Below are 13,701 nucleotides of genomic sequence, written 5' to 3' on the forward strand. Positions count from 1 at the left end.
CCCCCCCCCCCCCCCCCCCCCCCCCCCCCCCCCCCCCCCCCCCCCCCCCCCCCCCCCCCCCCCCCCCCCCCCCCCCCCCCCCCCCCCCCCCCCGGACCGTGGACGGCCTGCGTCACCGCCTGGACCGTTGGGCATGGCCTGCGCGCCGTAGTCACGGTCGAGGCGGGCGAGAGCTCCGGACGGGGCACACCAATGTCGCGGAGTGGACTACGAATCCACGCAGCGTAACCGCGTAAACTTCAGCTCGGTGTTCGGCGGCAGGCTGGTAGTTTCTGCACCTAAAACTCTGGACCTTGGCTTCTGGCTTCTCAAGTCCGAGCGTGCTGGGTTGTCGACCATCTCGAACGCCCAAGCTCAGCCGAGGATTTGTGGGCGGCGGCACTTGATGTTGACGATCCGTTCGGTACCGTAGCAAGCGGTAAACTACATAGCTGTGGTTCGCCATGGGTCTGCAGTTTCACACGAGCGAGAGATCAGGTCACAAACATGGCGCAGCGCAAGGCGGTAGTCCTCCTGAGCGGCGGCTTGGACTCGGCGACGGTGCTGGCGATCGCCCGGAACGAAGGGTACGAGACCTTCGCGCTGAGCTTCAGGTACGGACAACGCCACACGGTCGAGTTGCAGGCGGCAGAGCGCGTCGCCGCCGCACTGGGAGCGACCAAGCATGTGGTAGCCGACATTGACCTGCGGGTCTTCGGTGGATCGGCGCTCACCGACGCGTCGATCGCGGTACCGCATCACGACAGCGTTGACGACCTCTCGGCCGATGACATTCCCGTCACCTATGTCCCAGCACGCAACACGATCTTCTTGTCGTTCGCCCTGGCATGGGCCGAGACGCTTGACGCGTCGGACGTTTTCATTGGGGTCAGCGCACTCGACTACAGCGGCTACCCGGACTGCCGCCCGGAGTACATCAAGGCCTACGAGGAGATGGCGAACCTGGCTACTAGGGCTGGGGTCGAGGGCCGCCAGAGACTGAAGATCCACACCCCTCTGATTCAGTTGACCAAGGCAGACACCATCCGGCGAGGCCTCGAACTAAATGTGGACTACGCCCTCACCCACAGTTGCTACGACCCGGTCGACGACCGCGCCTGCGGCACGTGCGACTCGTGCCTCCTCCGCAACCGCGGCTTTGCCGAGCTGGGAATGACCGATCCGGCTTTGACGACGTCACAGAGCTGAACAGGGCTATGTACAAGATCAAGGAGATCTTTTACACCCTGCAGGGTGAAGGCAGCCACGCTGGTCGACCCGCAGTCTTCTGCCGGTTCGCGTCCTGCAACCTGTGGACCGGACGGGAGACCGACCGGCACCGCGCGATCTGCCAGTTCTGTGACACCGATTTCGTCGGCACTGACGGGCCTGGCGGGGGCCGTTTCGCCAGCGCCGCGGACCTCGCGATAGCGGTGGCCAAGACATGGCAGGGCCTGCCGCACTCCCGTAGCAAGCCCTACGTGGTGTGCACCGGCGGGGAGCCGTTGCTGCAACTCGACGATGACGCCGTGGCGGCGCTGCACGCCGAGGGCTTCGAGGTTGCGGTGGAAACTAACGGCACCAAGCCGGCGCCCGCTGGCCTCGACTGGATCTGTGTTAGTCCCAAGGCCGGCGCTGATCTGGTGTTGACCGCCGGCGATGAACTGAAGCTCGTCTATCCCCAGCCCGCCGCGATGCCTGAGCTTTTCGAGGACCTCGCGTTCACGTTCATGCGGTTGCAGCCGATGGACGGCCCAGAGCAGGAGGCCAACACCCGCGCGGCGGTGGCCTACTGCCTGGCTCACCCGCAGTGGCAACTGAGCCTGCAGACCCACAAGTACTTAGGAATAGCCTGATGGAGATTTACCGCGAGTTCACCTTCGAGGCCGCCCACCGGCTTCCTCGCGTGCCCGACGGGCACAAGTGTGCCCGCCTCCACGGCCACTCCTACAAAGTGCAGGTACACGTCCGCGGGGACGTCGATCCGGCGACGGGCTGGGTGATGGACTTCGCCGAGATCAAGAAGGCGTTCCGCCCACTGCACGACCAACTCGACCACTTCTACCTCAACGATGTCCCCGGGTTGGACAACCCCACCAGCGAAAACCTTGCCCGCTGGATCTGGGAACGACTCATCGATCAACTGCCGCTGTCAGAGATCCTCGTCCGGGAAACCTGCACGTCAGGCTGCGTCTACCGAGGCGACGCATGACGATCAGTGAGATCAGGGGCGACAGCTTGCAAGACGTTCAGGCCCTGCCGGACACTCGGGGCATCGCCCTCGACGAGGTCGGTGTCGAGGGCCTTCGCTACCCCCTGCTCATCTCCGACGCGCGTGGCAACAAACGCGAGACCGTCGCGACAGTCACCATGTCGGTGAGCCTCGCCGACCACGTCAAAGGCGCCCACCTGAGCCGCTTCGTCGACGTGCTGCACACCTGGCGCGACCGACTCAGCAGCCAAGCCGTCACCTTGATGGCCGACGACCTGCGCCAACGCATGGGCTGTGCCACCGCCCGCGTCGCTCTCACCTTCCCGTACTTCCTGGAACGCCTCGCCCCAGTCACCGGCATCGCCTCGTTCATGGACTACACCTGCACCCTGACCGCCGCCGCCAGCGACCGTGGGGACGAGGTGGTGCTCGCCGTGAAGGTGCCGGTCACCAGCGTGTGCCCGTGCAGCAAAGCGATCAGCGACCGCGGCGCCCACAACCAACGCGGCTGGGTCACCATCGACGCCCGCCCACACACCCCCGCCACCGGCCTGTGGTTCGACCACCTCATCGACATCGCCGAGGCAGCTGGATCATCGCCGGTGTACGCGCTACTCAAACGTCCGGACGAACGCCACGTGACCATGGCCGGCTACGACAACCCCGTCTTCGTTGAGGACATGATCCGCACCGTTGCCGGGGCACTGGACCACGACGTCCGCATCGCCGAGTACCGGATCCGCGTGGTCAACGACGAAAGCATCCACAACCACGCCGCCTACGCGCAGATCCCCTGGACGCTGACCGCAACGACTCGGGACTCCACCGATGGCTAGCAGCGGTCACTCCGGCCCGGCCAACGTGCACGTTGTGGTCACCTGCAGCAACCGGAAACGACACACAGTGCCAGACCGGTTACGTGTGGGTAACCTCCATGAAAGCAGTCCAGGTCAGCGGTTCGCCACCTGGACAGACCGACTGTTGACCAGTTCTGCCAGCAGCTTCCCTGCCGTTGATCTGTACGCCGGTGAGCATTGGCAGATTGCCCGGACCCTGCCCGACCAGATCGCACCGCGGGCCGCGACGTTATGGGTCTGCTCAGCAGGCTACGGGCTCATCGCCGCATCGGCGGCGATCCGACCGTATGCGGCAACGTTCGCCTCGGGCGGGGTCGATTCGGTCGGTGAGGATAAATCCGCCGCCCGCGACTGGTGGACAAGGCTGACCGAGTGGCCTGGCCCTGACGCAGACCAACCGCGGTCATTCGCGGACCTAGCCCGTCGTGATCCACACGCCACGATCATCGCGGTGCTCTCTGACGCCTACCAGCGAGCCTGCGCCACGGACGTCACCGTTGCGGCCAGTCTGTTGCACGACACGCAGCAACTATCCGTTGTCGGGCCATCCACTAATGACCTTGAAGACCTCGTCGTACCGGTGACCGCCAGGCTGCAACCTCACCTCGGCGGCAGCCTGCTATCGCTCAACGCCCGCGTCGCAGCGTTCCTGCTGCGCTCGTCGGTCGATGACGATCACGACCTACGGCGCGAACGACTGCGCGAGCGTGTGGAACAGACAACGCAAGCAACGCCGGTTCCCGCAACTCGCACCGCTGGACAGCGTCTTACCGACGAAGAGGTGCGCGCCTTCATCCGTGGGCATGCGGGCGAACGGGCAGCCACCGCGACGGGCTTGCTGCGACGCCTTCGCCTGTCAGGACGGTCATGTGAGCAGGCCCGCTTCGGGCAACTCTTCGCCGAGGTAATGGCATGGAGGGCGCGCCCCTGATGCCTGCCTCACCGCCTCCCAACAGCATGGTCCGTCGGGCCTTGTGCATCGCGCAGAGCACCGAATATCCCCTCTATGTCTTCACCCTCCGGGCCGAGGAGATTTTGCAGGTCGCAGACATCTCCCGGGTCAGTCGTGACCATGCCGGCAAGCTCATCGGCTACCAACGCCCTGAGGTGCGCAAACATATCCAGGAGATCGTCGAGTACCTCAACAGCGACGCTGCGGTCTTCCCCAACCCGATCATCATGGCGTTGTCGTCGAGAGTGCACTTCAAGAAGATCCGCGGCGACCGGCTCCCAGGAGATGAGCTCGGCATTACCGGCACGCTCACCATCCCCATGTCGGAAAACGGTCGGCCGAAACCCGCGTGGATCGTCGACGGGCAGCAACGCGCGGTGGCGCTGTCCCGCACGCGGCGCAAAGACTTCCCCGTCCCAATCACCGCGTTCGTCGCCGACGCCGTGAAGGTCCAACGCGATCAGTTCCTGCGCATCAACAACACCCGGCCGTTGCCACGCGGCTTGGTGACGGAGTTGCTCCCGGCGGTCGACAGCCCACTGCCGACGCGGCTGGCCATTCGCCGGGCTCCGTCGGAGCTATGCGACGTGCTCAACACCGACGAACGCTCACCGCTGCGTGGGATGATCAAACGGGCGTCGACGGACAAGTCGCAGACCGCTCTCGCGGTGATCACCGACACAGGGTTCGTCGAACTGATCAAAGACAGTTTGACATCGGCCGGGTGCCTGTTCCCGTATCGGGACGTTGGCCGCAACGAGACCGACTTCGACGGCGTCCTGCACGCCCTCTACACCTACTGGGGTGCCGTGCGGGACACCTTCCCCGACGCCTGGGGGAAACCGGCCGCCAAGAGTCGGTTGATGCACGGCGCAGGGATACGCGCCATGGGTCACCTCATGGGCCGGGTGCTCGGCATCGTCGATCCCCGCGCAGCGGACGCGCCTCGCCTGATCCGCGAGCACCTTGCGTTGATCGCCCCGTACTGTCGCTGGACTTCGGGCACCTGGGACGAGCTCAACATGCGGTGGAACGAGGTCGAGAACACCCCCCGCGACATCCAGGCATTGTCCAACTACCTCATCCGGGTGCACCGCAACGCCCAGGCGGAGCAGCGATGAAATTCTTCTTTCCTGACAGCCAGGACCAGGTCGATCCGAGCTTCGACTTCATCACCGAAGAACGGGACCCGTTCCGTGTCCGGCAACGCGACGACCTGTACGCGCACGAGGTCCTGACCCAAGCGCCGTTCGACGGGCTGCTGGTGTCCAAGGCCATCGTGGATGGGCTGGTCAGCGGCACCACGGGCAAGTACACCGGAGCACAACGCCACCGCCTCTATCGTGAAGGCGCCGCGAAGTTCTTCCGGCTCGACAACGGCCATACCCCGTTGGAGATCATGGGCGACTGCGGTGCCTTCTCCTACGTCGCCGAAGAGTGGCCGCCGTACACCGTTGATGAAGTCATCGATTTCTACGACGGATGCGGCTTCAACTACGGCATCGCCGTCGACCACGTGATCTTTCAGTACGAGCCCGCTACGTCACGCGACGATCCCAAGGCGCAAGAATGGGTCCGCCGCCAGAAGATCACCCTCGATTTGGCCCAGGAGTTCTGGGATCGGTGCGACGCCCGCAACGTCAGCTTCGCCCCTGTCGGCGTTGCCCAGGGCTGGAGCCCGCAGTCCTACGCGGACGCGATCGCGGAACTGCAGCGCATCGGCTACACCCGCATCGCGCTCGGCGGCATGGTGCCGCTGAAGACCAATGAAATCCTCGCCTGCCTACGAGCGATCGACCAGGTCCGAGAGCACTCCACCCAACTGCACCTTCTCGGTGTGAGCCGCGTCGGCGACGTGCCGACGTTCGCCAGCCACGGCGTCACCAGCTTCGACAGCACCTCACCGTTCCGCCAGGCATTCAAGGACGACCGGGACAACTACTACACCCCCACCCGTACCCATGTCGCCCTGCGCGTTCCGCAGGTGGACGGCAACGCGAAGCTCAAGGCCCGGATCCGCTCTGGCGAGATTGGCCAAGGCGAGGCGATGGCGCTCGAGCGGACTGCCCTCACCCTTTTGCGCGAGTACGACGCAGACAAGACTGACCTCGAGCCGGTCTTGGAGGCACTCGTCGCCTACAGCGCGCTGTGGGACGGCGGCAAGTCCGACCGCAGCGAGCAGTACCGTGCGACGTTGGCGGCTCGGCCGTGGCGCGACTGTCGTTGCGATCTCTGTGTCGCCGTTGGGATTGAGATCGTCGTGTTTCGGGGCTCCGAGCGCAACAAACGGCGCGGCTTCCACAACCTGTACGTGTTCGAACAGCGTCTCCGCGCACAACGAGGAAGGACAACCGCGTGACCAAGACCCGGACCGAGGCGTCCGCTGACTCCGCCGTCACCCAGGAGTTGCGCCTGCCCGCCTTGGAGATCCAGCAGGGCCGCGGGCGCCTTCTCTACACCTTCGCCATGGACGGCAAGCTCGTACCCAAGATCGCTACAGTCTCCCGCATCCGCCGCGACGAGGACGCCCTGCTGCACGGCTACCAACGGCCCGAGGTCCTCGCCCATGTCGCGGCGATCCGCCGATACATAGAAACCGACGCCAGCCCCCTGCTCCCCAACGCCATCGTCATCGCGTTCGACGAACGGGTGCGCTTCGAGCCAGGCCAGACGGGATCCGACAGCCCTGGCTACGTGCGCAGCGGAACTTTGATCATCCCGATCACCGAAGGGCCTGATCACGACAGGCCCGGCTTCATTGTGGATGGCCAGCAGCGCAGCGCCGCCATCCGCGATGCCAGGGTCGATGCTTTCCCAGTGAGCATCAGCGCCTTCATCACGAACGAGACCGCAGATCAGCGCTCACAGTTCATCCTCGTCAACTCCACCAAGGCGCTGCCGAAGGGGCTCATCCACGAACTCCTGCCGGGGGCCTCGGGCGCGCTGCCCACTCCGCTGCGGGTACGTCAACTGCCGGCAACCCTGCTCGAGGGGCTCAACTTCGACGCCCGGTCTCCACTCAACCGGATGATCCAGACCCCGACCAACCCGTCCGGCGTCATCAAGGACAACTCGGTCTTGAGGATGCTGGAGACCAGTTTGAGCGACGGCGCCCTCTACCGGTTCCGCAACGACGAGGCGCTGCCGACCACCGGCTATATGTTGACCGTCCTGTTCAATTTCTGGACCGCTGTCAGCCAGGTCTTCCCCGAAGCGTGGGGCAAGCCGCCCCGCAAGTCGCGCCTCATGCACGGCGTCGGAATCATCAGTATGGGCTACCTCATGGACGCCATTAGCCATGCGCGTGAGGAGGGCGACGGGATCGTCGAGGTTGAGGAGTTCGCCGCCCACCTCAAGTCGATCGCCGATGACTGCCGCTGGACCGACGGTGAGTGGGACTTCGGCAACGGCATCGTTCGCAGGTGGAACGACATCCAGAACACGCCTCGTGACATCAAGCGCGTCGCGGATTTCCTGCAGGTCAGGTACCGGAATAGGTAGTGAAGCATCGATTGCGCGCGGCGACTTTGGGTGTTGCGGTGGGCTGAGGCGGATTCGGGTCGGCCCTACGTCACAGCCACGGCCGCCAGGCTCGGCCGACCGGACGGTGGTGGGAGAGCGTCGTCGTGACCCCTGAGGTCACCGGCGGCGCCGCACCGGGTCCGAACCGCGCTTGGCTGGGAAGCGGGAGGCGCCCTAGATGAGACCGTGAATCCAGCTCAGGAGTTGGGTTGGTCTTTTGGGCTTTTCGGCTGATCAAGGTGGGCACCGCTGCTGCTGCCACATCTCAGAGGTAGTCGATACCCTGCGTTGGTGCGTTTAGGTGCCGATCCGTCCGCAGGGCGGCGCGCAGGGACGGGGACCAGTCCGATCATGCTGCTGCCGACCGGTCAATTCGTTGAGCACCCACAGGTTCCAGGTATCGGACGTGTGGGAGAACGTCGTGGCGGCGATGTGCGAATTGATGCCTTCGAGTCCATTGCGAGGCCGGTCGCGCAGAGCTACTGGGTCCCGGCCGACGAGTGCCGTCTGGCGAAACTTCTACCCCAGACCAGGGTCTACTGGCAGGACCCTGATACGGGACGGTGGCGGGCGGGCCGGATCATCGGCGGTGGCCCTGGTGTCTACTTCGTGCGCCTACCCAACAAGGACCTCGACTACCAGGTTCCACAGCAGCATCTGCGGGTGCGCTGGGACAGGCCGATCGCCTCTCCGGTCGAGGTCCTCGCAGCGGGCGCCAACGAGTCGCCGTACTTTCGAGATGCCCGGCTTCCGATGCTCAGCAGCCTCGTGGCCCAACGGGCCGCATGCGCCGACCTTCCCGCGCTGCTGTCGGCGGCGATCGAAATTTATCCGCATCAGGTGCAAGCTGCGCTGACCGTGCTCAGCGACCCTGTGCAGCGATACCTCTTGGCAGACGAGGTCGGCCTCGGGAAGACCATTGAGGCTGGACTGGTCATCCGGCAGCGCCTCCTCGATCAGCCGACCGCTCGGATCGTCGTCCTCGCGCCGGACATGCTGCGGCAGCAATGGAGCCGTGAACTGCAGGGAAAGTTTTTCACCGAGGACTTCCCGGCAGCAACGATAAAGATCACCCGCCATGAAACCCCAGACAAGTGGGAGGAATACCACGGCTTCGACCTGGTTGTGGTGGACGAGGCGCATCGTCTGACCGATGCGGCCGACCCAACGGAAGCCCGATATCGGGAACTGACCCAGCTGGCGCACTCCACGCCCCGGTTGCTGCTCCTGTCGGCTACACCGCCGATGTCGCGGCCGCAGGCGCACCTCGGCATGCTGCATTTGCTCGATCCCGTTCTCTACCGCTGGGAGGACCTGCCGCAGTTCACCCAGCGATTCCAGGCACGGCGCGTCCTGGCCAACGCCGTCTTCGCGCTCGACGCGGACTTCGAGCCTCTGCTTCCGAGCGCCATCGCGGAGATCTCGGACCTCCTCCCCGGCGACATAACGTTCCGCGATCTTGCCGGTCGCGTTTCGGACCTGCTGACTGCCGATGGCGACCTGATCGACGAAGGTGAGCGCGAGACCCTCCGGTCACACGTCGATGCCTTGCGGGCCCACATCAGTGAGACCTACCGAATGCATCGCAGAATCATCCGCCATCGCCGGCACAACGTCCTTACGTCGGCAGGCGACGACTCCGTGGACGCACTGCCCTTCGAGGTCACTGGTCGGCAGCGACCTACCGTACTGAGCGTCGCCGCCAATGACGAACTGGTCAGCGAGTCGCTGGTGACGTGGCAGCAACACGTCTCGCACTGGCTGCTCGACCACAACGCCGACGACCGCACCGGAGCGTACGGCCTCGTCCTGGCGGTGCTGTCGTCGCGCAGTGACGGTCTCTCCGGGGATCTGCAGGACGCTCTCCGGTGGCGCATCCACCGTGACGACGCGGCTGCTCGGCGCGCTGGCCTGAGTGAGTACGAGCGTGAGGTGCTTGCTGCGGCAGCTGTGTTGCCTGACGACGAGGACCTTCTGCGCAAACTCGACGACAACGATGCTGCAGAGCCCGACATGCGTGACTACCTTCAGGTGCTCGGACAGCACAAACGCGCTGTGATGTTCTGCGGCGCGGGCAGTCTGGCCGGCTTGATCGCCGACGTCCTGACACCGAATGCGCGAGTCCGGATCACCGAGCACACCCATCGTCGAGGTGCTGCGGCGAGCGCAATGGACGTGGATCGCTGGCGGGCCGAGGGCGGCCTCCTCATTGCAGACGACAGCGCCGAGGACGGCGTCAATCTGCAAGAGGCCGATGCCGTCATCCATCTACGGCTGCCGTGGTCCCCCAACCAGTGTGAGCAACGGCTGGGACGAGTAGACCGGTTCGCCGGCGCGTTCGGTGCCGGACACCGAGCAGCCATGCAGTACGTCGCCCCTGGCGGTCACGCCGACAACTCCTTCGCCGCCGCTTGGACGACGCTGCTCACGAGTGCGGTACGCATCTTCGACGACTCTGTGTCGGCGCTGCAGTACGCCCTCGATAGTTTGACCACGACAATCTGGGAGACCGGCCTGCGGGATGGACCGGCGGCGATGCTGGAGATGGCCGATATGGTCGCCGACGTCCTCAGGAAAGAGCGTCGGGAGATCGACGGGATGGACACTGTCGAGGCCGTGCACGAGGGCTCGCTCGGCCTCACCGTCGCTGAGGCGATGACCACTACCGAGATTCGCTGGGGCGCGCACGAAAAGGCGATGCGGCTCTACGCCGGCGCCGAAGCCGGTGGGCTGCGGTTTGCTGTCCATCCCGAGGGATCGATTCGGCACGTCATGCGCTTCGAACGCGCCCATGCAAACCCGTTGGTGTCCCCCCGGCTCCTCGCTATCTCCGGACGGTCCGTCCCACCGGCAGCCATGCAAGGCACCTTCAACAGGAACACCGCTCTGCGTACACCGAACACCCGGCTCTTCCGGCTGGGTAACCCTTTTGTCGACCTGCTCGCGAACGTTGTGGCGATCGACGATCGCGGCCAGGCGTGCGTGTTCTGGCGCCCGGGCGTCCGCGGTCGAGAGCTCCGCTCCTACTTCGGTTTTGACTTCCTGGTCGAGCCCGACATCGAGCCGGCTCTAGAACTCGTCAGAGACGCGGCGGACGCTGTACACGCCCTCCGACGTCAGGCCAGCGTCATCCTTCCGCCCATCATGCGGCGGATCTGGCTTCCGTCGCAGGCAGACCAGGCCGTGCAGGATCCCGATCTCCTGCGGTGGCTGGAAGCCCCGTACGCGCAGGATCGCGGCGACCTCAACCTCAATGACGAGCGAATATCTGCTCTATGGCAATACTTCGGCGACATCGAAGGGCTGGCGACGGCCGCCCGCAGCGCCGAAGCAACCGCACGCGACGAGTTGACCCGTTCCGCGCAGCTCGTACGGCGAGCGGAGCAGGCGCAGCATGAAGCAGGCCGGGCGTGGGCAGTCCGTCGCGCCCAAGCCGAGGCGCGCCGGAACGCCGGCCGGTTGTTGTCCGATACTGATAGTTACCTCACCGACGTCCGCGTGGCGGCTGCTCTCATCGACGCGCTGAAGGAGCCAAAGGTCCGGCTAATGGCCGTGACCTGCGTGACCGGCGGCGAACTGGGGGTGCCACAAGATGGCAACTGATGGCTGGTCATCCGCCCAGGAGCTTTGGGCTAGCTGGCCCAAGGTTCCAGCCGCGTTCCCTGCCTCGGGCACCTGTGCGCGACTGCGTGATGCGCTCGTTGGCCTGACCGCGGGTGGTGCAGGATGGCGTGATGTGGTCGGGCTGACCCGTCAGATCCTGCTCGAAAACGAGGCACGCCAGGGTGGCGACTGGCCCCTCATTGTGCCCAACAGCCCAGCCCTCCCGAGCCGCCAACAGTGGGAGGACGTGGGCTGCGAGGCGTTGTCGGTGGCTGCGGGCTTCTCGGTGACGGCACGGATCTGGCATCCTCGCACCGACGCCCCTGTGTCGGAGGGCGCCGCCAAGCAGGAGGTTCTCGAGGTCTACGGCGGGTACGCCACCCCTAGGTCAGCCCATCCGGCGGATCCGTTTTGGAGCCGGGCACTCGGCACCAGCTTTCAGCATTACACCTCACTGGGACAGCGGCAGGCAGCCCGCGCGATCGTGACGGCTCCGGCCGGCAGCACGACCATCGTGTGTCTGCCGACCGGCCAGGGAAAGACTGAGGTGGCATGGGCTGCTGTTCTGCCCGCGACACGGCAGCGCGGTGTCGCAGTCGTCGTGGTCCCCACGGTCGTACTGGCCATGGACATGGAACGTCGTCTGCGTGCGCTACTCACATCGCTCGGGGAGCAGGGTAGTCCTAGCGGCCACTATGCCTACACCGGCGGAACTTCGGAAGACGTCAAACAGGCCATCCGCAAGGACATCCGTGGTGGTCGCCAACGCGTCGTCATCGCAGCTCCCGAAGCTATCCTGACCGGGCTCAGCCAGGCACTGGACGACGCGACACGGCAGGGCTACCTCACTCACCTGATCATCGACGAGGCGCACCTGGTCGAGCAGTGGGGCAATGAATTCCGTCCAGAGTTTCAGGCGATGAGCGGGCAGCGTCGCTCCTGGCTCGCCATCGCACCGCCTGGCCGTGAGTTGATCACATTGGCCATGAGCGCCACGCTGACCGAACACCAGATCCAGACGCTGGTGGAGTTGTTCAGTTCACCGGGTCGCGTCGAGTTGGTCTGGGCGTCGCAAACACGCCGCGAACCGTCCTACTTCGTCGAACGCTTCAGAACCGAAGCCGACCGGTGCGCCGCGGTCTTGCAAGCGGTCAGCACCCTGCCGCGTCCGCTCATCCTGTACACATCGCTGAAGAGGGATGCGCAGGAGTGGACTCGCCGGCTCAAGACTGCCGGGCTCCTTCGCGTCGCGGAGGTCACGGGAGACATGTCCGATGCCGAGCGCAGAGCCGCCGTGATGGGATGGCGGGGAGAGAGCGACGAAGGCAGAGCGGCGCCTACCGAACACGACATCGTCGTCGGGACGTCAGCCTTTGGCCTCGGGCTAGACATGTCCAATGTGCGCAGCGTTGTGCACGCCTGCCTGCCCGAAACCTTGGACCGGTACTACCAAGAAGTAGGACGCAGTGGGCGCGACGGCCGCCCCGCAGCCGTCTACCTGACTACCGCACCCGGCGACGACGAGACGGCGAAGCGGCTCAACGCCTCCATCGTCATCAGCCCCGAGAAAGGCTGGGACCGGTGGCGCACCATGTCTCGAGCCGCTTCTGATCTCGGGGACGGCCGCCACGAGACAAGTCTTGATGCGGTTCCGCCGCACGTCCTCGCCGAGTCACGGCACAACCGCCAGTGGAACGTCCGCACCTTGAACCTGATGTCACGCGCCGGCCTCATCACACTTGAAGAATCACAAGCCCCTGAACGGCTACCGGACGAGCCCGATGGCCTGTGGCAGGCCAGGCTGGACCAGTACTTCAGCGGCCTCGATGCCCGGGTGGTCTTTCGGTTGCAGGATGGTCAGACAAATGACCGATCACATTGGGGGCGAGCATTCGGCACACAACGGGCACTTGTCGCGCAGCAGCAAACCGCTGCGCTCGACCGCCTGCAGGCATTGATAAAGGGTGACCGATGCGTCGGCGACGCCCTCGGCGACTACTACCGCATACCATGGCGAGGCGGGCTGTTGGGCACCGCCGTGAGCTGTCGAGGATGCCCTCACTGCCGGCGATGGCCCGACATGCGAGGCGACGGTCCTCTTTACCGCGACGGCGGCGAACCCCATCCCGCGATTCCTCACTGGGAGGGAGGCCGTGATCCCCTCGCACTGATCCGCGCTGACCATCCGTGGTTGAGCATTTGGTGGCGGACGCCAACTGCACGTGATGATCTTCTGCCCGAACTGCTGTCGCAGCTCGCACGGCGCGGTCTGGGGGTGCTTGCTGGCCCCGGAATTACCGCACGTCTCGCGAACCGCATACAGCGCGAAGCGTGGCCCCACCCGGTCATCGTGGACCACGACGGCAACCTCACCGAATCCTTCTCCGGGCCGCTAGTCTGGGTCGCCGACGACCTGCCCGCCCTGCCGACCGCCGTACGTCTGCGCCTGCAGGACGACGTCCCGACCTACCTCGTGCACTCCCAGGACCTGCCCGATCCCGAACGGCCGACCATTAGCCTGCGGCAGATGTGCGACGCTTCACTCTCGCTCGAGACCGCCCTTGGAGCGCTGTGAC

At 65.3% G+C, this 13,701-nt stretch carries 10 protein-coding genes; all 10 read left to right on the plus strand.

Going from position 1 to position 13,701, the window contains the following annotated elements; genetic code table 11:
• The first annotated feature begins 486 nt into the window (after positions 1-486).
• The 10 genes from queC (at position 487) to dpdF (ending at position 13,700) form a co-directional block, all read left to right on the plus strand.
• Positions 487-1,188, plus strand: a complete 702-nt coding sequence (gene queC, locus ACFYON_RS04020; protein WP_112698601.1) for a 7-cyano-7-deazaguanine synthase QueC — start codon at positions 487-489, stop codon at positions 1,186-1,188.
• Between the two features lie 8 nt (positions 1,189-1,196).
• Complete coding sequence (gene queE / locus ACFYON_RS04025; RefSeq protein ID WP_112698602.1) at positions 1,197-1,835, plus strand: 7-carboxy-7-deazaguanine synthase; 639 nt, start codon at positions 1,197-1,199, stop codon at positions 1,833-1,835.
• On the plus strand, positions 1,835-2,191 hold the full coding sequence (queD, locus tag ACFYON_RS04030; RefSeq protein ID WP_387320564.1) for a 6-carboxytetrahydropterin synthase QueD: 357 nt from the start codon (positions 1,835-1,837) through the stop codon (positions 2,189-2,191). The genes queE and queD overlap by 1 nt, the downstream gene beginning before the upstream one ends.
• Complete coding sequence (folE2, locus tag ACFYON_RS04035; RefSeq protein WP_112698604.1) at positions 2,188-3,027, plus strand: GTP cyclohydrolase FolE2; 840 nt, start codon at positions 2,188-2,190, stop codon at positions 3,025-3,027. The genes queD and folE2 overlap by 4 nt, the downstream gene beginning before the upstream one ends.
• Before the next feature lie 145 nt (positions 3,028-3,172).
• The gene (locus ACFYON_RS04040; RefSeq protein WP_387320567.1) at positions 3,173-3,979 is read left to right on the plus strand and encodes a hypothetical protein; all 807 of its coding nucleotides are present in this window, start codon (positions 3,173-3,175) and stop codon (positions 3,977-3,979) included.
• Complete coding sequence (gene dbpB / locus ACFYON_RS04045; RefSeq protein ID WP_387320569.1) at positions 3,961-5,121, plus strand: DGQHR domain-containing protein DpdB; 1,161 nt, start codon at positions 3,961-3,963, stop codon at positions 5,119-5,121. The genes ACFYON_RS04040 and dbpB (ACFYON_RS04045) overlap by 19 nt, the downstream gene beginning before the upstream one ends.
• A complete protein-coding gene (gene dpdA, locus ACFYON_RS04050; RefSeq protein ID WP_387320571.1) occupies positions 5,118-6,359 on the plus strand; it encodes a tRNA-guanine transglycosylase DpdA in 1,242 nt (413 codons plus the stop codon). Before dbpB (ACFYON_RS04045) ends, dpdA begins: the two co-directional genes overlap by 4 nt.
• Positions 6,356-7,501 (plus strand): DGQHR domain-containing protein DpdB, encoded by a 1,146-nt coding sequence (gene dbpB / locus ACFYON_RS04055; protein ID WP_387320573.1) that lies wholly within the window; start codon positions 6,356-6,358, stop codon positions 7,499-7,501. The genes dpdA and dbpB (ACFYON_RS04055) overlap by 4 nt, the downstream gene beginning before the upstream one ends.
• Positions 7,502-7,873: 372 nt before the next feature.
• On the plus strand, positions 7,874-11,125 hold the full coding sequence (gene dpdE, locus ACFYON_RS04060) for a protein DpdE (protein ID WP_387320575.1): 3,252 nt from the start codon (positions 7,874-7,876) through the stop codon (positions 11,123-11,125).
• Positions 11,115-13,700, plus strand: coding sequence for a protein DpdF (gene dpdF, locus ACFYON_RS04065; protein WP_387320577.1), 2,586 nt, complete (start codon positions 11,115-11,117; stop codon positions 13,698-13,700). Before dpdE ends, dpdF begins: the two co-directional genes overlap by 11 nt.
• Position 13,701 lies beyond the last annotated feature (1 nt).

The organism is Micromonospora sp. NPDC005686, assembly GCF_042871665.1.
Taxonomy (GTDB): domain Bacteria; phylum Actinomycetota; class Actinomycetes; order Mycobacteriales; family Micromonosporaceae; genus Micromonospora.

Coding starts and splice junctions, on each gene's coding strand:
- queC (WP_112698601.1), top strand. CDS start 487: ATGGCGCAGCGCAAGGCGGTAGTCCTCCTGAGCGGCGGCTTGGACTCG.
- queE (WP_112698602.1), top strand. CDS start 1,197: ATGTACAAGATCAAGGAGATCTTTTACACCCTGCAGGGTGAAGGCAGC.
- queD (WP_387320564.1), top strand. CDS start 1,835: ATGGAGATTTACCGCGAGTTCACCTTCGAGGCCGCCCACCGGCTTCCT.
- folE2 (WP_112698604.1), top strand. CDS start 2,188: ATGACGATCAGTGAGATCAGGGGCGACAGCTTGCAAGACGTTCAGGCC.
- dbpB (WP_387320569.1), top strand. CDS start 3,961: ATGGAGGGCGCGCCCCTGATGCCTGCCTCACCGCCTCCCAACAGCATG.
- dpdA (WP_387320571.1), top strand. CDS start 5,118: ATGAAATTCTTCTTTCCTGACAGCCAGGACCAGGTCGATCCGAGCTTC.
- dpdE (WP_387320575.1), top strand. CDS start 7,874: ATGCTGCTGCCGACCGGTCAATTCGTTGAGCACCCACAGGTTCCAGGT.
- dpdF (WP_387320577.1), top strand. CDS start 11,115: ATGGCAACTGATGGCTGGTCATCCGCCCAGGAGCTTTGGGCTAGCTGG.